Raw genomic sequence first — 18,727 nt, 5'->3', positions numbered from 1 at the left:
TGGGCACGGGCTAGGCGCCGCGGGCCACTCGCATCAAGTCCGCGGCGGGCGAAGAAATGAGGTACGGATCGTGACAATGACAGACCGGCCGGACGGCTGGGAGACGGTACTCGCCGGTGAGCGTTCGGTGGGCCGGAGCATCCCCCGCAGCGAGGACGTCCGGCTCGTCCAGGGGCTCGGCCGCTACTTGGGAGACCTTCGTGTCGACGGCGCCCTGCACGTCGCTTTCGTCCGGGCGACGTACGCCAACGCCCGAGTGCTCGAGGTGCGGACCGAGCAGTCACGGGCCGCGCAGGGGGTCGTCGCTGTCTTCACCGCCACCGACCTGGGGGACCGCAACGGCCCGGTGCCGGTGGCCTGGCGCTCACCGGGGCAGACGATCCCGCACTATCCGGCGCTCGCGGCGGAGCACGTGGCCTACGTCGGCCAGCCGGTGGTGGCCGTCGTCGCCACCAGTCGCGAACTGGCCGAGGACGCGGCAGAGCTGGTCGAGATCGAGTATGAGGAGCTACCGGCCGTCACCAACGCCTTCGACGCGCTGGCCCCGGGCAGCCCGCGGGTGCAGCCGGGCATCGAGTCCAACCTCGCCTTCCAGATGCAGATCCGCTCACCAGGGGTGGACGAGGCCTTCGCGACAGCGCCGGTCATCGTGGAGGCGGATCTCTCGATCCACCGGCAGACGGGTGTCCCGATGGAGCGCCGGGGGTTCGTTGCGCAGCCGGACCCGGCGGGTCAGCGTCTCACCGTCTGGGCCACCGTCCAGCACCCGCACATGGTCCGCGATCACCTCGCTGAGCTGCTCAGCCTCGCGGTGGAGCAGGTGCGGGTGGTGGCGCCTGACATGGGCGGGACGTTCGGGGTCTACTACGACGTCTACCCCGAAGACCTGCTCGTCGCCTGGGCCGCGCAGCGGCTCGGGCGCCCGGTGTCGTTCATCGAGGACCGGGCGGAGTCGTTCCTCAGCACGGTGCACGCCAGGCAGCAGTATCACCGGGCTGCGCTCGCGCTGTCGGAGGACGGCCGCATCCTCGCGCTGCGCGACTTGCTCGTCTCCGACATCGGTGCCTTCGTAGGCTACTCGGGGATCGGCCCGTCGTCGTACACGGCGAACTACATGACCGGCGGCTACCGCATCGACAAGGTGGACATCGACCTGCGGTGTGCATTCACCAACAAGGTCCGTTCCGGCGGGTACCGAGGCTTCGGGCAACCGCAGGCGACCTTCGTCCTGGAGCGGCTGATCGACACCGCCGCCGCCCGGCTGGATCTGGATCCGGCGGAGATCCGGCGGCGCAACCTGCTCACCGCCGAGGAGTTCCCGCACCGGCTGCCCAGCGGGGTGACGATGGACAGCGCCGACCTGCCCCGGTTGCTCGACACGGTCCTCACCAACGCGGACTACCGGTCGATGCGAACCGAGCAGACGGTGGCGCGCGCCGCCGGCCGGCTGGTTGGCGTCGGCATCGCCCTGTACACCGAGGCCACCGGCACCGGGTCGTTCAAAGGGCTGGCCGCGCGCGGCGACCAGGTCGGCGGCCGGGAAGGGGTGCTGGTCCGGGTCGGTCAGGACGGCTCTGTCGTCGCTTACAGTGGTGCCTCGCACATCGAGCAGGGCATCCGCACCGCGCTGGCCCAGGTGTGCGCCGACGAACTCGGCTTGCGCCCGGAGGATGTCACGGTCGTCGCCGGCGACACCGATCTCGTGCCGCACAGCAATCGCGGATCCATCGGCAGCCGTAGCGCACTCGCCGCAGCCGTTGCGACGCGTAAGGCGGCAGCGGAGCTGGCAACGAGGATCCGTGAGGTAGCCGCAGATCTTTTGGAGGCGGCCAATCCCGACGATCTCCTCCTGCGGGACGGTCGCGTGCAGGTCAAGGGAAACCCGTCGCACGAGCTGACCTTCGCCAAACTCAGTGTCGAGGCGGCGAGGCGTCACCGCGCCACCCTGGACACGCCACCGGCCCTCGAGGTGCAATCGTTCTACGAGCCGTCACCGACCATGACCGCCTTCGGCAGCGGGGTCCACCTCGCCATGGTAGAGGTCGACCGGGAGACCGGCGCGATCGAGATCAAGCGGTACCTCGTCGTGCACGACTGCGGCACTGTCATCAACCCGCAGATCGTCGACGGGCAGATTCACGGCGGTGCGGCCCAGGGGTTCGGTGGTGCGCTGCTCGAGGAACTCGTCTACGACGACGCGGGTCAGCTCACCACGAGCACGATGATGGACTACCTGATCCCGACCGCCATGGAGATACCCACGGTCGAGATTAGCCACCAGGAGAAGCCCTCACCCTTCCAACCACTGGGTGCGAAGGGCTGCGGGGAAGCCGGAACGGTCGGCCCGGCGGCGGCACTTGCCAACGCGGTCTCCGACGCGTTGCAGGCGCCCATGAACCATCTGCCGTTACGACCGGACCGGGTCTGGGCGGCGGCACAGTCCTCCGTGCTCGTCGCGGCCCAAGGGCTGGCGCTGTGAGGTCCGCCGCGCACGACTACATCCGCGTCGACGACGTCGAGCATGCCCTGGCGGTGCTGAGCGCCGAGGGCGACGGGGCCAAGCTGCTCGCCGGCGGGCAGAGCCTGGTGCCGATGATGCACCTGCGGCTGGCCAGACCGCGACTCCTGGTGGACATCGGCCGGATTTCCGGGCTACGCGGGGTGCGGATCGACGGTTCCCGGGTGGCCATCGGCGCGCTCACCACCCACGCCGACCTGGAGGCCGGGCCGGTGGGCGAGCCGGCGCGCTCACTCCTTCCGGTGCTCGGCGAGGCCGCCGCACACATCGGGCATCTGCCGATCCGCACCCGCGGTACGATCGGCGGCAGCGTCGCCCACGCGGACGCCTCCGCGGAGTGGTGCCTGGTCGCCCGGCTGCTGGACGCCACGATCGTCGCCCGCAGCTCCCGCGGTGAACGTCGCATCCCCGCGGCGGCCTTCTTCCACGGCTTCCTCGCCACCGCCCTCGACCCGGACGAGATGGTCACCGGCATCGAGATCGATCCGCCGCCCGGGGTCAGCCGGTTCATCGAGTTCACCCGTTCCTACGGTGACTTTGCCATCGCTTCGGCCGCAGTGGTCCTCGCCGCGGAGGGCGGCGTCTGCACGCATGCGCGGGTTGCGCTCGGTGGTGTTGCCTCCGTACCTGTACGACTGGAGCAGTTGGAGACCCTGCTCACCGGTGCGCTCCTCGACGAAGCCCTGATCGAGGACGCGGCCTGGCAGGTGTCGACGCTGATCGAGCCGGCATCCACCATCTACGCCAGCGCCGAGTACCGCCGTCACCTGGTCGGCGTGCTGGTGAAACGCGCGTTGCTTGCCGCCCGCGACGACCTGAAGAAGGAGGCCCGCAATGGCTGAGGAGCACCTGATTCGCCTCAACGTCAACGGGACCACACGTGACGTGGTGGTGGAACCACGGCGGCCGCTCGGCGACGTCCTGCGCGAAGAGTTCGGTCTGACCGGCACCCACATCACCTGCGAACAGGGAATCTGCGGTGTGTGCACGGTGCTCGTCGATGGCGAGCCGGTGCGTTCGTGTCTCATTCTCGCGGTGCAGGCCGACGACCGCCGGGTGGAGACGGTCGAGTCGCTCGCGGAGGCAGGACAGCTCAGCGATCTGCAACAGGAGTTCATCGCGCAGCACGGCGTTCAATGTGGATTCTGCACGCCAGGGTTCCTCATGCTGTCGACCTGGTTCCTGCGCACGCGAGAAAACCCGACGGACGACGAGATCCAGGAAATGGTGGCATCGAACCTGTGCCGGTGCACGGGATGCCGGGAAATCGTCCGCGCCGTGCAGAACGTCCGCGACGCCCGCAACGCAGAAAGCGAGAAATGATGCAGCTCAAGCACGTCGTGGAGATGGCCGCGCCGGCCGCTGACGTCTTCACCTTCGTCAGCAGCCCCGAAAGGGTCGCCGGATGCCTTCCCGGCGCCCGGATCATCGACGGCTTCGGCAACGAGTACACCGGTGAAGCGACCATCAAGGTCGGCCCCATCACAACCCGGTATCAGGGGACGGCCACGGTGCTCGAGCGCGACGAGGCGGCCTGCCGGATCGTGATTCGCGCGAGCGGAAGGGACGCGGGCGGGCACGGCGGAGTGGATGTCACCTTTGCCGTGACGGTCAACGCGGTGCGCCAGGACGTGAGCAGCGTCGAACTCGTCACCGACCTGCGCCTGCGCGGCTTGGTGGCCCAGATCGGCGGGAACGCGGTCCAGGGTGTCGCGGACAAACTGATCCAGGAGTTCGTCGAGAACGTCGGCCGGGTCGGTGCCCTGCGCGTCGAGGGCGGCTTGGTAGGCGCCTCGGCCGCGGCGGTGCAGCCGCTTGCCGGCCCCGCAGCCGGGTCGCCGGGCACGGTGACGCCGGACCCGGTGCTGTCCGGCGACGGTCAGCAGGAGCCGGCCGCCGCGATCGACCCGCTCGCCATCGTTCGCGGCCAGGTCGCCGGCTGGGTCCGGACCAATCAGACGCCCCTGCTGGTCGGCGCCGTGCTCGGCGCGTTGGCGACCCGGCTGTGGACGAACCGCCGGGCGCGCCAGCTGCCCTGTTGAGCGACCTCACACGTTTCAGGAGGATGACGAGTGTACGGATTACCCCGCCTGGGGCTGCACATCGCCAACCACGGCAGCGCCGCGTCGGCGCTGCGGCTGGCAAAGAAGGCCGAGCAGGCTGGAGTGAACTCCATCTGGCTGTCGGAGGATCTGTTCTACCGCGGTGCGTTCTCGCTCGCGGGGGCGGTCGCCGCCCACACCGAACGGGCGCAGATCGGCTTCGGGGTCATCGCCCCGCAGCTTCGCCACCCCGCCGCGCTCGCGATGGAGGTCCGGTCGCTACTGGACCTCGCCGGTGACCGAGTGCTGCTGGGCATCGGTGCCGGGGTGAACGAGCGCGTCGCCAAGCTCGGCTTCGACTCGCTGCCACCCGTGGCCACCGTCCGCCACAGCGTCGATGCGGTCCGGGCGTTGCTGCGCGGTGTGGAACTCGACCAGGACGGGCCCCCGCATGTCTCGCGCGGCCTCACGCTGACCGGCGAACCACCCTCGAAGCTGCCGCCGTTCTACGTCGCCGCCGTCGGCCCCAAGGCGCTCGCCCAGGCGGGTGCCACAATGGACGGTGTCATCCTGAGTATCATGTGCTCCCGCAGCCAGGCGGCCTGGTCGACCGAGGCCGTCCGGACCGCGGCGAAGCAAGCCGGCCGGGAGGAGCCACCGCCGGTGGTCGCCTACCTGCCGATGGCGGTTGACACCGACGGCGATCGAGCGCGGGCGCGCATGAAGGACCTGCTGATCTACTTCATCGCCCGCTGGGCCGAGGTCGCGTTCCTGTCGGCGTTGTTCACCGATTGGAGCGACATGGACCGGGAACAGTTGCGCCGGGTGGCCGAACTCGTGCGCCGCGGCGAGGACGCGCGGCCCCTGATTCCCGACGAGATGGTCGACGAGTACTGCGTCGCAGGGACCAGAGAGGACTGCGCGCGCAGCCTGCTGCGGTTCGCCGAGGCCGGAATCTCGGTGGCCGCGATCGACGCCGGAGCCGATCCGGCACACCACGACGACGTCCTGGACGCCCTCGCGTCGCTGTGCGGGAACGCCTGAGCCCCGCCACGATCAAAGGAGGACCATGCTGCTCACCCAGAACAACCCCACCGCCCCGCCGTACGCCGACTTCCCGCCGGAGGAGTACCAGCGCCGCACGGCCTGGGCCCAGGAGCTGATGCGCCAGGAGGGGCTGGACCTCCTGGTCATGACGCAGCGGGAGAACGTGGAGTACTTTTCCGGGCTGCTCACCGGCCACTGGCCGATCAGAACGTTCGCCTGCGGCGCGGTGCTGATTCCGGCGACCGGCGAGCCGGTGCTGATCGTCCCCGATTTCTTCGAGGGCACCGCGTCGCGGAGCTCGTGGATGGCTCGCCGCGTGCACTTCACGGAGCCGCACGCGCAGCCCCGCGGCTTCGCCCGGCAAGTGGTGGCCACCATTACCGATCTCAAGTGCGCTACCGGAGCCATCGGCCTGGAGGCCGGTGAGAATCTCACCTCGGGCTGGAACCTGCTCGACTACCACCACATGCGGGACACGCTGTTCTCTGCCGACTTCCGTAGCGGTGCGAACGTCATCTGGGGCTGCCGGACGATCAAGTCGGACCTCGAGATCGAGCGGATGCGATTCATCACCGCGGTGACCGACGACGCGCTGCAGTACGCCAAATCCCGCCTCGCAATCGGTGTCACCGAAGAGGACATCGCCGGCTGGGTGATCGAACGCGGCAGCCAGCGTGGTGCCGACGGTCCGGCCTTCATGAACATCCGCGCCGGGCTGCCCCGATACCCCTGCGCGGACTCGCTACCCGTCGCCCGCCCCATCGAGCCGGGCGAGATGCTCCTCATGGACGTCGGGCTGCGCCGGCACACGTACTCCACCGACGTGGCCTACGTCGCTCATGTCGGCAAACCGCTGGACCAGCACAGATCGATGTACGATGCCGTCGTCCGCGCCCACGAGGCGGTCCTGGCAGCGACCCGCCCAGGCGCCACCTCGAACGAGCTGTTCCACGCCGGTCACAAGGTCCTGCAGGACTACGGGTACGGCAAGACGCTCGACATGATGGGTCACGGCATCGGGCTCGACGTGCACGAGCCGCCGATCCTGACCCCGTACGACTCAAAGGTTCTCGAACCGGGCATGGTCTTTGCGATCGAGCCGTGGCTCTACGACGTGGAGAAGTACGGCTTTTTCTGCGTCGAGGAGATCGTGCGGGTCACCGAGGACGGATACGAGATCCTTTCGTCGCTGCCGCGCGACGAGTTGTGGACCGTCAATGAGTGAGTTGCGGCTAGGCATCGCGGTGCCGCAGTCCTACACCGAGCCGCAGGCCACGGTGACCGCTCTGAGCGCCTTCGTCCGGCAGGCCGAGTCGTTCGGCTTCGACAGTCTCTGGGTGCAGGAGCAGATTCTCGGCCGCGACACGAGCTTCGAGCCGATGGTCAACCTCGCCTACGTGGCCGCGCTGACCTCCCGGATCCGGCTCTGCGCCGGTGCGTTCATCGCACCGGTCCGGAATCCGGTGGTCTTCGCCAAACAGCTCGCCTCGATTGACCAGCTCAGCGGCGGCCGGCTGACGGTCGGGCTGGGACTTGGTGACATGGCGGCCCTCTACGACGCCTCCGGAGTGCCGCTCAGCCGCCGGGTGCGCCGGCTCGAACAGGTGGTGGATGTGTGCCGTGCACTATGGACTCAGTCCAGCGTCACCTACTCTGGAGTGGACTGTGTCCTCGACGGAGCGGCGATGGAGCCCAAGCCGGTCCAGAAGCCGCATCCTCCGCTCTGGTTCGCCGCGCGGAGCAACGCCGCCCTGCAGCGGACCGTGCGGATCGGCAGCGGCTGGATCAGCGCGGGTGGCGCGTCGGAGGCGGAGTTCCGCGAACTGGTGAAGGTGCTTGTAGGACTGCTCCCACCGGGCGGACGCGAGTCGTTCACCGTCGCGAAGAAGGTCTACATGGCCGTGGAGCCCACCCGGGAGCAGGCGTTTGTCCGCCTGCGTGCCTGGTTCCGGGCGCACTGGGCGGGGCTAGCCGATCCGGACGAGCTAACCGAGCGGGTTGGGCTGTACGGCACGGCCGACGACTGCGCGGAGCAGTTGGCCCGCATCAGGGACGCGGGGGCCGACCTGATCGTCCTCAACCCGGTCTACGACGAGCCGCGGCAGCTCGACCTGATCGCCGCGGAGCTTGTGCCCAGGCTTGATGTGTCGATGGTAAATGGAGGGCGGTCCGATGAGTGACGCGCAGATCAAGGAGCTTTCGCTGGCGCTGGGTGCCATCTGGCGCATCCGCATGTTCGAGGAAGAGGTGACCCGGCTGCGGCTGGCCGGCGACGTGGTGGGCTCGGTGCACCTGTGCAACGGGCAGGAGGCCATCGCCGTTGGGACGTGTGCCGAGCTGAACCTGCCCACCGACCGGGTGTTCGCCACCTACCGCGGCCACGGCTGGGCGCTGGCCTGCGGGGTGCCGCTCCACCCGCTCTTCAGCGAGTTGCTGGGCCGGGAGACCGGCATCAACGGCGGCCGGGGAGGATCGGCTTACTTCAGCGCCTCCCGGTACGGGTTCATGGGGGAGAACTCCATCGTGGGGGCGGGCGCGCCGATCGCCGCGGGTGCCGCCATGGCCGGCCGCTTCGACGGTACGGACCGGGTGATCGTCTCGGTCTTCGGCGACGGCGCGATGAACCAGGGCGCTGTGCACGAGGCGATGAACTTCGCCGCCGCGCTGTCGTTGCCGGTGATCTTTCTGGTCGAGAACAACCTCTACTCGGAGATGACACCGATCCGGGACACGACACGGGATGCCGAGCTGTACAAGCGGGCGCAGGCGTACGCGATGGCCGGCTGGCGGTTCGACGGCAATGACGTCAGCGAGGTCCGCCGTAACGTCGCCGCGGCGATCGCCCGGTGCCGGGAGGGCCGGGGACCGGTCCTGCTGGAGGCCATGACCCAGCGCCTGGTCGGCCACTACATCGGCGATGCCCAGCTGTACCGGCCGGCCGGCGAGGTCGATCGGATCCAGGAGTTCGAGCCGGTGCGGGTGATCGAACGGCAGTTGCTCGCACTCGGTGCCCCGGCGCAGCTTGCGAGCGACGTGCACACCCAGGCACAGGTTGACGTGTCAGCGGCGGTCGGTGCGGCGATGGCGGACCCGCCGGCCGACGCCACTTTGTTGAAGGAGCATTTGTATGCCTGATGTGCGTGTGAAGGAGCTCAGCTACGCCGAAGCAGTCAACCGGGCACTCCGGCGGGCGTTGGATGAGTTCCCCGAGTCGCTGTTGTTCGGTGAGGACGTGGCGAAGCCCGGTGGTGTGTTCGGGGTGACCAAGGGGCTGCGACGGCAGTTCGGCGAGCGCGTCTTCGACACCCCGATCTCGGAGTCGGTGATCCTGGGCGGTGCTCTCGGCGCGGCAATGATGGGCCGCCGGCCGATCGTGGAGATCATGTGGGCGGATTTCTTCCTGGTCGCCCTCGACCAGTTGGTCAACCAGATCGCCAACACGCGGTACGTCTCGCGCGGTGAGCTGACCGCCCCGCTCACGATCCGCACGCAGCAGGGCGCCCTGCCGGGCTCATGCGCCCAGCACTCACAGTGTCTGGAGGCATTCTTCGCGCACATCCCGGGCGTGCTGGTCGCGATGCCGGCCACCCCGCAGGACGCCTACGACATCCTGCTCGACGCCGTCCGCTGCGATGACCCGGTGGTGGTCGTCGAGAACCGTGGCCTATACCACACGCTGCGCGCCGACGTCCGGCTCGACGGCGCGGTGACTGGCGACCGGAAGGCCGCTGTCCGGCGACGAGGGGGTGACATCACCGTCGTGACCTGGGGCGCGATCCAGCACCAGGTGCTCGTGGCGGCGCAGGAACTCGCGGCCGCCGGTGTCGAGGCCGAGGTGATCGACCTGCGCTGGCTGCGGCCCTTCGACACGACCACGGTCGCCGAGAGCGTGGGCAGGACCGGGCGCCTGCTGGTGGTGCATGAGGCCAACGTGTCCAGTGGCTTCGGCGCCGAGGTGGTGTCGCGAGTGGTCGAAGCCGGTGCGGCACTCGAGGTGCCGCCGGTCCGGCTCGGCGTCAACGATCTGCGGATGCCGGCGGCGCCGTCGCTGCAGGCCGCCGCCGTACCGAACGTGAACAGCATCGTGGTGGCCGGGCAGCGGTTGGCGCAACCGGTCGGAACTTCGGCATGACGAGGGAGAGCATTCGTGAATAACACGGGAAGCGTGGCAGCTCCGTACATCAACGTGAACGGTAAGCTGGTCGGGCGGGCCGAGGCAGCCATCTCGGTCCTGGACCACGGACTGCTGTACGGTGACGGCTGCTTCGAGACCGTCCAGGTGACCGCGGGCCGGGTGTTTAAGTTGTACGAGCATCTGCAGCGCCTAGAACGGTCGTTGCGTGCGTTGCACATCGACGTCGACTGGCCGGCTGACCGATGGGCTCGGGCGATCGCGGAGACCGTCACGGCCAACGCGCTGGAGAGCTCCTTCGTCAAGGTCGTCGTCACCCGGGGCCAAGGCGTCACGCCGCTGATGGATCCCCGCGGCCTCACGCCGAACATCATCATCTTCGCCGAGCCGCTGGTCAGTCTGGTCGGCGCAGACGCGGAGGCCGCCGGAGTGCGGCTGAAGACGTCCGCGATCCGCCGGCTGCCCCCGGGGTCCGTGGACGCGAAGGTCAAGAGCTTGAACTACCTCAACTCGATCTTGGCAAAGATTGAGGCGATCGAGTCGGGGTGCGACGACGCGCTCCTGCTCGACGATCAGGGCGAGGTGGCAGAGGCGACCGCCTATAATGTCTTCGTCGTCGACGGCGGTTCGCTGCGAACCCCATGGACCGCGTCCGCCCTGCAAGGTGTGACCCAGCACGCGGTCGGCCTCATCGCTCAGGAGAAGAACATTCCACTGCGCCGCGACCGGCTCACCCTCACCGATATCTACGCCGCGGACGAAGTCTTCCTGTCCTCCACTGCGGGCGGGGTCATCCCGGTCGGCAGCGTCGACGGTCGGGTACCTCTCTCAGGCGCGTTCGGCCCGGTGACCTGGGAGATCAAGGCCGGCTACACCGAGATGCTGACCCATCCCGACCACAGCACCGCGCTGGCCGACCTGTCCTGACCACATCCTGACTACATCCTCGGAGATATGCGTTGACGAATCTGGGAATCCGGACCGTAGCCGTCCTTGGCGGCACCGGTCCGCAGGGGCGTGGGCTGGCGCGCCGGTTCGCCGCCGCCGGCCTGCCGGTAGTGCTCGGCAGCCGCAACGCCGAGCGGGCGCAGGCAGCCGCGAAGGAACTCGCGTCCGCGACGGGCGGGCAGGTGGAGGGAGCGGCCAACCACGAGGCGGCTCGTATCGGCGAGATCGTCATCGTGGCGGTGCCGTGGGAGGGACATGGGGAACTCCTCAGCGAGCTGGCGCCGGTCTTGGCGGGGAAGCTGGTCGTGGACTGCGTCAACCCGCTCGGGTTCGACGGCAAGGGTGCGTTCGCGCATCGCGTACCGGAGGGCTCGGCGGCTGAGCAGGCCGCGGCCCTGCTGCCCGAGAGCCGGGTCGTCGCGGCCTTTCACCATGTCAGCGCCGCACTGCTTGACGACCCGACGGTCGAGTTCGTCGACGGTGACGTGCTGGTGCTCGGTGACGACCGCGACGCCACCGAGCTCGTCCAGCAACTCGCCGCCACGATTCCCGGCATGCGGGGCATCTACGGCGGCCGGCTGCGCAACTCGCACCAGGTCGAGGCGTTCACCGCCAACCTGATCAGCATCAACCGACGCTACAGAGCGCACGCCGGCCTGCGCGTCACCGACATTTGAGTCCTCCGTTCTGTCCGGACATCGGCGGTACTGCAGGGTCGCGCCCCGCCGCGGTGCGCAAGCCTGCAGTGCCGCTGGTATGGAGACGAGCTACCACGAAGGAGACGACTGGAATGGTCGACGCCGACACAGCTCGCCGGTAGATGTCCCCACGCGTACTGATGAGGGGCCTGCGAGTCCGGCTCGTGGGTTGCTGCCGGTAAGTGGTGCGGCAGATGCTGATATCAGCCCTGGGGGCGCTGTTGCGTTGGCGGATCGGTGGACACGCCGAGCCGCGTCACCGGGCACTGTCAGATGACTCGGGCCAGTTCCGTAACGCGGCGGTCACCCGCAGACCGGGCGGGACGTCAGCGGCGAGTTCGTAGTGTCCGCGTCGGGGGTTCTGAACGACGGCATGGCCGGCGATGATCGTTTGCGCGGTGCGGTCGGTGCGGAGTCCGCGCATCGGTCTGACCTGACTTTGGCTCACGATCATGGGTCTCGGGCGGGGTTGTCGCGTTGACCAGCGGGTTCTTGGTTCGTCGTGAGCGGATCTGCGCACTAATCGGAGGGTCGTAGGGTGGGCTGATGTCTCCGTATGTGCGCACGGTGAAGACCGCGTCGGGCGCGAGGGCGGTGCAGATCGTGTACTCCTCACGGCGTGGGTCGCGGGACATCGAGCACATCGGGTCGGCGCACGACGATGCTGAGCTGGAGGTCTTGCGGGCGGTCGCCCGGCAGCGGCTGGCCGCTGGCCAGGGCGAGTTGGACCTGGGCCTGGGCTCCGAGCCGGTCAAGGGGACCGCGGGTGGCCCGTTGCCGATCACGTCGTCGCGGATGGGTCACCTGCGGGACGCTCTCACGCACGCCTATCGGGGTGTCGGTAAGAACCGTGTCACCAGCCGCAAACGGCGGCGATCACATCTGTTCGACGTAGCCAGCGGCGATGTCCTCGGGCGGGTTGGTGTAGCGGTGGATGTAGCGCTGGGACTGATGGCCGAGCCGGCGTTCGAGCTCGTAGGCGTCGCTGCCGGTGGCCGCAGCGAGCGCGAAGGCGAACGAGTGGCGCAGGTCGTGGGGCCGTAGCGGGCTGATGTGTCGGGCCGGGTCGGTGTGCTCGGCGTCGTGCCACCGGCCGATCTGCTCGCAGATCAGGTTGATCGAGCGCGGGGATAGACGGCCGTCGGGGCGTCGGGAGCCGATCGAGGCGGCGGACAGGAACAGCGCGGCCGCGGCCGGCCCGGCGTCGACGGGACGCTCGTGTTCCAGGTAGTCGGCCAGGGCGGTGCGGCCGTCGGCGCCGAGGAACACGGTGCGGCTGGTGCCGCCCTTGCCCTGGACACCGCTGATCTTCGCCTTCTTCGCCGCGCGCAGTGCGTCCGGGGTGTTCGGGGTGAGCTGGTCCAGGTCGAGGTTGACCAGCTCTTCTCGGCGCAGGCCGGTGCCGAGCAGGGTGCGCACGATCGCGCAGTCGCGTAGCGGCCTGGCGTGGCCGTGCAGCTCGCCGACCGCGCTGCGGCGGCGGCCCTTGTGCTGATGCAAGCGGGGCAGCCGGTCGAGCAGGTTCTTCAGCGTGCGGACCTGGCCGGGGGTCAGAGCACGGGGTTCGAGCGGGGGCAGCGGCAGGTCGCCGACCTTCGCGCACGGGTTGCCAAGCGGCAGGGCGGCCGGGTCGTGGGTGCACACCCAGGTGGTGAACCCGGACAGCGAGGCGAGGTGAGTGTTGACCGTCGTTGGGGCCAAGCCGAGCCCGTCGGCGTCCCGGGCGGTGGTGAGGTGAGTGCGCCAGGCGATCACCTCGCGCTGGACGACGGCGGACAGCCGGTCGTGGCCGTGGGTGGCGTGGAAGTGGTCGCGGAACCGGGCCAGGTGCAGGGCGATCTTATCGGCGACCTCGGCCGAGCGGACGCCGCGGACGGCAGCGTCGAGGTAGCGGCTGGCCCATGCCTCGATCGCGTCCGGGGCAGCGAGACCACCGATCGGCAGCGGCACAACCTTTCGTGAAGGCAATCTGCGCCGATCCGGCCGGGTCGGTTCAGGCGGCGTTGCTGGTCGCGCAGGTGCGGTCACCGGTTCATCGTACGGTTGCCTTCACAGAAGGGACCTTCCGCGAAGACAACTGCACGTCTAGTACGAAGCTTTCAGGTCACCGTCTTCGTTGCTGGCCAATTCGGCGGAGCTGCTGGCGTAGGGCAGCGGCCTCGCCGGGGCGACCGGAGCGATCAAGGTCATCTGCGAGGGTGTGGTACTTCGACCACAGGTCCTCGCTGGGCGCCTTGGATTGTTGCTCAGCCAGTTGGTAAAGAGAGATCGCCTGGTGTATGGCTGTGAGCGCCTTCGTTAGTTTGGCGCCTGTCAATATCGAAATCAATACATAGGCGTGCAGTGACTGCGTGAGTTCGGGCAGGTGGGCGGCTGGATATGCTTCGGCCAGCCGCCGGAACAGGCCAATGGCTTCCTCCGCTGAGCTCAGGGCTTCCTGGTGCCGGCCCAGTATCGCCAGGCGGGGGCCGAGGTTGCTCAACGACCTCGCGAGGACGGGTAGGTGGGCGTCTGGGTTGGATTCGGCCAGCCGTCGGCGGATGGTGACGGCTTCTTCAGTCATAGCCAGAGCTTTTTCGTCCCGCCGCAGCCTTGATAGAAGGAGACCGAGATTGTTCAACGACGCCGCGAGGTCGGGTAGGTGGGCGTCTGGGTTGGATTTGGCCAGCCGCCGGCGGATGGTGACGGCTTCTTCAGTCGGGGCCAGAGCCTTCTTCTGCCGGCCCAACTCCGACAGGATGAGGCCGAGGTTGCTTAACGACATGCCCAGTTCGGGCAGGTAGGTGGCCGGGTCGTCCTTAGCCAACCGCCGGTACAGGTGGGTGGCTACCTCGGCCAGAGGAAGTGCCTGCTCCCACTGGCCCAACTCCGACAGGCGGGAACCGAAATTGCTCAACGATCTTGCGACGTCGGGGCCGTGGGATGCTGAGCCGGCTTCGATGAGCTCCCAGTAGATGGTCACGGCTTCCTCGGCCGAGGTTGCAGCTTCCCTTCGCCGACCCAACTTCGACAGGACGTTGCCGAGGGTGTCCAACGACATCGCGAGCCTGGGTAGGTGGGTGTCCGGGTTGGCTTCGGCCAGCCGCCGGTGGATGGTCACGGCTTCCTGGGCTGGGGCCAGAGCCTCCTCCCGCCGACCCAACTCGGACAGGTAGTTGGCGAGGTTGTTCAACGAGCCCGCGAGCCTGGGTAGGTGGGTGTCCGGGTTGGCTTCGGCCAGCCGCCGGTGGATGGTCACGGCTTCCTGGGCTGGGGCCAGAGCCTCCTCCTGGCGGCCTGCATTGGCTAGCCGCACTGCATGCAGGGCGTGCAGGTGGGCGTGTTCGGCGGGGTCGCTGTTGGTGGCGAGGCGGATGGGGGTAAGCCGGTCCGTGATGGCGCAAGCGGCGATATCGAGGTCAACATGTCGATGACCATCCTTCGGCAGCAGAGCTTCGATGGCTTCGAGGACAGCGATGTCGATGGTGGGTATCGCGGTCAGAGCGGTGACAGCGGCGGCGCCGGTGTTGAGCGCGAGCCGTGGGCGGGCCAGCAACAGCGGATAGAGGTGCACAGGACCGACATGGGGCCAACGGGCCGCCGCAGCGGCGAGGAAGGTGATCACTCGGGCCAGGTAGACCGGGCCCGCCAGCAGCGCGGACGGGTCACGTTGCCACCAGCGCCGCTTCGACGACGGCGGTGGGGGCTGTAGTAGCTCGTCCAGCCGGGTGGGTGCCCATGGTTCGGCGGGGTGGTTGGGGCCGGGCAGGGTGTGGGCGATGAAGTCTTCGGCGAGCCGGTCGGGGTACAGCGGTTCGAGGACGGTGGCCCGGTCGCGGTCGGTGGGTGGGTAGCAGCGGCTGTGGTCGGTGAGGATCCGCTCCGCTGGCAACTCCTGCTCTACCCGGCGCAGCAGTGTGGTGGCCTCGGGGTGGGCCAGGGGGCCGGTGAGGGCGGCGGTGAACACAGTGCGGGCCATGACGCTGTCGGGGGTGTGGTGGTCCAGCCCGCGGGTGTGGCTCTCGTACAGACGGGCCCAGTGCTCACGTTCGCGGTCGAGTAGGTAGCGGGTCAGCTGGTCGGGGTCGGTGGCCGGCTGGTTACCGGTGGCGTGGGCGTCAACGGCGACCAGCGCGGCGACGTGCACGGTGAGGGTGAGCCCGAACTCGGGACGGTCCAGGCTGATGGGTGGGGCGACGAAAGCGGGGTCGGGGATCTGGTAGATGGCGGCGAAAGCATCCCGGGCGGCGGTGAACATCGCCGACCGACCGCCGTCGTTGTTGTCGGCGGCCAACGGGTCCAGATACTGCTCGGAGGTGCTGGCCCGCACCCGGTGGTCTTCCAGGGTGGCGCGTAGTGCCGGCCACGCCGCGGTGCCGCGGGCCAGCAGCATCACCCGCGCCGGCTTCCCGGGCTGGTGTAGCAGCGAGTTACGCAGCAGCCAGATCAGGGCGGACAAGGGCCACCGGTCGGCGTAGTCGACGATCAGCAGCACCCCCCGGTGGCCGTCCAGGCGCAGGTCCTGGCTGCCCGGCAACGGCCCGGCCGTACCAACGTCGGGCACGGCCATGACCGCCTTCCATCCGTTGGCGGTAGCGTGGGCGGCGACGTGGTCGGCCAGGCGGGTCTTGCCCTGCCCGCCCGGGGCGTGCAGCCACCGCACCGCCAGCCTGGGCTCCGATTCGCGCCAGGTGCGCAGTTCGTCGCGCTCGCGGTCACGGCCGGTGAAAGTGACCACACCGGTACGGGCGTTGAGCATCCGAGACGGCAGCTCCCGCAACCACGCCCGGTCCAGTGCCTCTGGAGGGCGATGTTCCTCCAACAGATACAGCGGTGTGCCATCGCCGAACACATGTAGATCAGCGCCGATCACCCCGTAAGCGGTGCCGGCGACCGCCGTGACGTTCTGGTGGATTGGGGCGCCCGACGCGATGTTCACCGCAGCGACCCGTCACCGTCCGCCCGGTCACCCGGGTCCGTGGCCGGGTTCGGGTGGTTGATGATGTTGCCGAACATCGCCCCCTGGGCGGTGGCGCGGGGCGCGGAAGCGGTGATGTTCTGTACCCACTGCTGCTGCGGGGCGGGCAGCCGCGCCAGCAACTCGTCACGCAAGACCTGGAGGGCGTCGGCCGCGGCCGGGTCTTCCTCCATCAGATCCCCCAGGCGGGTCTGCCAGGCCGGCAGCAGCCGGCGGCGTACCTCGTCACGCTGCGCCGGAAGCGCCTGTTCCACCTCGGCGGCCAGGGCGTCCAGCCGCCGTTCGGCGACGGCTTCACGTTCCCGGTCGCCACGGCCGAGCAGCCGGGTGAACCCTGCCCGGGCCAGCTGCCACACATCCGTCGCGGCCGCCTGCACCAACACCAACGCGCCGGTCGTACCCAGCTGCGCGAGCAAGCCCAGATCCACGTCATCCTCCCCAGCCACACAACGACGCATCGTGATGTACCGAGTGTGATCGGATAGGGCAACTCCCATGACCGGCATACGACAGACCGGACAGACAGCTGTCAAGGGTCAGGACGAAGTGGCTCTGGCACGGTCTTGGTGATCGCGGATCGTTGATGGTAGATCCTGCTTTGTGTCTATAGTGGAGCTTCTAGCGGTCTTCTTCCCGCACCTGGCCGGGCTGCGGATCACGAACGTGTTGGCCAAGGGCTCGACGGTGCGGGTCCATGCCGAGACCAACAGCGCCGCGGCCAGATGCCCGGCCTGCTCCAGCGTGTCGCGGCGGGTGCATAGCCGGTATGAGCGGCGGCTGCTCGACGGTGCGGTCGCGGGCCGGGAGACCGTGCTCCACCTGCGGGTACGGCGCTTCTTCTGCACCTTCGCCGGCTGCGTGCGCAGGATCTTCGCCGAGCAGGTCGACGGGCTGACCGTGCGACACGGCCGCCACAGCGCCCTGGCCCGCCGGATGCTGGAGGCCGTTGCCCTGGCGTTGGGCGGACGGGCCGGCGCCCGGCTGACCGGCCGTCTCGGGCCGCAGGTGGGCCGGATGACGTTGCTGCGCCTGGTCCGCGCCCTGCCCGAGCCGCCCACACCTGCGCCGGTCGTGTTGGGCGTCGACGACTTCGCCTGGCGCCGTGGCCACACGTACGGCACGGTGCTGGTCAACATGGCCACCCACCAGGTGATCGACGTGCTCGATGACCGGTCCGCCGACTCCCTGGCCGCCTGGCTCAACGCCCATCCCGGGATCGAGGTGATCTGCCGGGACCGGGCCGGCTGCTACGCCGAAGGCGCCGCCCGCGGCGCGCCCGCCGCCATCCAAGTGGCAGATCGCTGGCACCTGCTGCACAACCTGTCCGACGCGGTGAACAAGGCCGTCGCCCATCACCGCCGCTGCCTGCAACCCCCGCCCGAGGCACCGGCTCAGGCCAACCCCACCCCGGCCGCCGTGCCGGCGGCGCCCGACGGGCTACGGGTGCAGCGCACCCGGGCCCGGCACGCCGAGGTCCACGCCCTACGCGAGCAGGGCCTGGGCGTGTATACGATCGCCCGCCGGCTGGGGTTGGATCCCAAGACCGTGCGCCGCTACGCCGGCGCCGCCGATCCCGAGACGCTGCTCGGCCCGAACGGCACCGTCCGGGATAGCATCCTCGACCCGTTCAAGCCCTACCTGCAGCAACGCTGCGCCGAAGGAGTCCCCGGCACCAACCAGCTCCTGGCCGAAATCCGGGCGCGTGGCTACAAAGGTGGCGAGCGGACGCTGCGCCGCTACCTGATCAGCATCCGCGGCCGCAACGAACCAGCACCGGTGCCGCCACCGGCCCCGCCAACCCGGGACATCACCGGCTGGATCATGCGCCCGGTCGACAAGCTCACCGACGAACACCAAGCGGAACTGGAGCGGCTGTGCGGCCTGTGTCCCGATTTGGCCGCCATCCGTGACCTGGCCCGCGGATTCACCGACCTCGTGCGCACCCGCGGCGGCGAACGCCTGACCGCGTGGGTCGAGCAGGCCGAACAGGGCAAAATCGCCGAGATCCGCTCATTCGCCAGCGGACTGCGCAAGGACTGGGACGCGGTCAAGGCCGGCCTGAGCATGGTATGGAGCTCAGGCGCTGCCGAAGGCGCCGTGAACCGCATCAAAATGCTCAAACGGCAAATGTACGGCCGCGCAAACCACGACCTACTCCGCCGCCGCATCCTGCTCGCCGACTGAGATCGACCATTCGCGATCACCAAGACCGTGCCAGAGCCATTTTCGGCTCTGGCACAGAAACGGTGGTCGGGGTGACTGGTCTATGCGAGCAGGATTCGTTGTCGTGGGAGCGCGAAGCCGGCTCGGCCGTACATCTGCCGCTTCAGGAACTTGATCTTGGTGTTGGTCCCTTCGATCGGGCCGTTGCTGTGGGGCAGGGTC

The 18,727-nt window shown here is 68.9% G+C and carries 16 protein-coding genes and 1 pseudogene; 13 read left to right on the top strand and 4 right to left on the bottom strand.

What is annotated here, in order from left to right:
• Positions 1-76: 76 nt before the first annotated feature.
• The 12 genes and pseudogenes from ACGFIZ_RS28125 to ACGFIZ_RS28070 form a co-directional block, all read left to right on the top strand.
• The gene (locus tag ACGFIZ_RS28125; protein WP_393424344.1) at positions 77-2,479 is read left to right on the top strand and encodes a xanthine dehydrogenase family protein molybdopterin-binding subunit; all 2,403 of its coding nucleotides are present in this window, start codon (positions 77-79) and stop codon (positions 2,477-2,479) included.
• A complete protein-coding gene (locus ACGFIZ_RS28120) occupies positions 2,476-3,360 on the top strand; it encodes an FAD binding domain-containing protein (RefSeq protein ID WP_393424260.1) in 885 nt (294 codons plus the stop codon). Before ACGFIZ_RS28125 ends, ACGFIZ_RS28120 begins: the two co-directional genes overlap by 4 nt.
• On the top strand, positions 3,353-3,841 hold the full coding sequence (locus tag ACGFIZ_RS28115; protein WP_393424257.1) for a (2Fe-2S)-binding protein: 489 nt from the start codon (positions 3,353-3,355) through the stop codon (positions 3,839-3,841). Before ACGFIZ_RS28120 ends, ACGFIZ_RS28115 begins: the two co-directional genes overlap by 8 nt.
• Positions 3,842-3,864: 23 nt before the next feature.
• The gene (locus tag ACGFIZ_RS28110; protein WP_393424254.1) at positions 3,865-4,560 is read left to right on the top strand and encodes an SRPBCC domain-containing protein; all 696 of its coding nucleotides are present in this window, start codon (positions 3,865-3,867) and stop codon (positions 4,558-4,560) included.
• A 30-nt stretch (positions 4,561-4,590) separates the two neighbouring features.
• Positions 4,591-5,604 carry an LLM class flavin-dependent oxidoreductase gene (locus ACGFIZ_RS28105; RefSeq protein ID WP_393424251.1) on the top strand — a complete coding sequence of 338 codons (1,014 nt, stop codon included), beginning with the start codon at positions 4,591-4,593 and terminating at the stop codon, positions 5,602-5,604.
• A 25-nt stretch (positions 5,605-5,629) separates the two neighbouring features.
• Positions 5,630-6,832 (top strand): M24 family metallopeptidase, encoded by a 1,203-nt coding sequence (locus ACGFIZ_RS28100; protein ID WP_393424248.1) that lies wholly within the window; start codon positions 5,630-5,632, stop codon positions 6,830-6,832.
• Positions 6,825-7,787, top strand: coding sequence for an LLM class flavin-dependent oxidoreductase (locus tag ACGFIZ_RS28095; protein ID WP_393424245.1), 963 nt, complete (start codon positions 6,825-6,827; stop codon positions 7,785-7,787). Before ACGFIZ_RS28100 ends, ACGFIZ_RS28095 begins: the two co-directional genes overlap by 8 nt.
• Positions 7,780-8,742, top strand: a complete 963-nt coding sequence (locus ACGFIZ_RS28090) for a thiamine pyrophosphate-dependent dehydrogenase E1 component subunit alpha (protein WP_393424242.1) — start codon at positions 7,780-7,782, stop codon at positions 8,740-8,742. The genes ACGFIZ_RS28095 and ACGFIZ_RS28090 overlap by 8 nt, the downstream gene beginning before the upstream one ends.
• Positions 8,735-9,739, top strand: a complete 1,005-nt coding sequence (locus ACGFIZ_RS28085; RefSeq protein ID WP_393424239.1) for an alpha-ketoacid dehydrogenase subunit beta — start codon at positions 8,735-8,737, stop codon at positions 9,737-9,739. The genes ACGFIZ_RS28090 and ACGFIZ_RS28085 overlap by 8 nt, the downstream gene beginning before the upstream one ends.
• A gap of 33 nt (positions 9,740-9,772) precedes the next feature.
• A complete protein-coding gene (locus ACGFIZ_RS28080; protein WP_393424236.1) occupies positions 9,773-10,666 on the top strand; it encodes an aminotransferase class IV in 894 nt (297 codons plus the stop codon).
• A gap of 32 nt (positions 10,667-10,698) precedes the next feature.
• Entirely contained in the window at positions 10,699-11,364 is a 666-nt protein-coding gene (gene npdG / locus ACGFIZ_RS28075) for an NADPH-dependent F420 reductase (protein WP_393424233.1), read from the top strand.
• A gap of 615 nt (positions 11,365-11,979) precedes the next feature.
• Positions 11,980-12,228, top strand: a pseudogene (locus tag ACGFIZ_RS28070) (IS1634 family transposase); the annotation flags it as partial.
• Between the two features lie 33 nt (positions 12,229-12,261).
• On the opposite strand, the gene ACGFIZ_RS28065 reads toward ACGFIZ_RS28070, so the two are convergent.
• The 3 genes from ACGFIZ_RS28065 to ACGFIZ_RS28055 all read right to left on the bottom strand — a co-directional run bounded on the left by ACGFIZ_RS28065 (position 12,262) and on the right by ACGFIZ_RS28055 (position 16,770).
• Entirely contained in the window at positions 12,262-13,335 is a 1,074-nt protein-coding gene (locus ACGFIZ_RS28065; protein WP_393424230.1) for a tyrosine-type recombinase/integrase, read from the bottom strand.
• A 154-nt stretch (positions 13,336-13,489) separates the two neighbouring features.
• On the bottom strand, positions 13,490-16,303 hold the full coding sequence (locus ACGFIZ_RS28060; RefSeq protein WP_393424227.1) for a tetratricopeptide repeat protein: 2,814 nt from the start codon (positions 16,301-16,303) through the stop codon (positions 13,490-13,492).
• A complete protein-coding gene (locus tag ACGFIZ_RS28055) occupies positions 16,300-16,770 on the bottom strand; it encodes a hypothetical protein (protein ID WP_393424224.1) in 471 nt (156 codons plus the stop codon). The genes ACGFIZ_RS28060 and ACGFIZ_RS28055 overlap by 4 nt, the downstream gene beginning before the upstream one ends.
• Positions 16,771-16,951: 181 nt before the next feature.
• Between ACGFIZ_RS28055 and ACGFIZ_RS28050 the strand changes: the two genes are divergently transcribed.
• Positions 16,952-18,526 carry an ISL3 family transposase gene (locus tag ACGFIZ_RS28050; protein ID WP_393424221.1) on the top strand — a complete coding sequence of 525 codons (1,575 nt, stop codon included), beginning with the start codon at positions 16,952-16,954 and terminating at the stop codon, positions 18,524-18,526.
• Between the two features lie 80 nt (positions 18,527-18,606).
• Here ACGFIZ_RS28050 and ACGFIZ_RS28045 read toward each other — a convergent pair.
• The coding region (locus tag ACGFIZ_RS28045) for a transposase (RefSeq protein WP_393424341.1) at positions 18,607-18,727 on the bottom strand (121 nt) is incomplete at its 5' end.

Origin of the sequence: Micromonospora sp. NPDC048830, assembly GCF_043198215.1 — a bacterium.
In the GTDB taxonomy this organism is placed as follows: domain Bacteria; phylum Actinomycetota; class Actinomycetes; order Mycobacteriales; family Micromonosporaceae; genus Micromonospora.
This window is presented reverse-complemented; position numbering and strand designations above follow the sequence as displayed.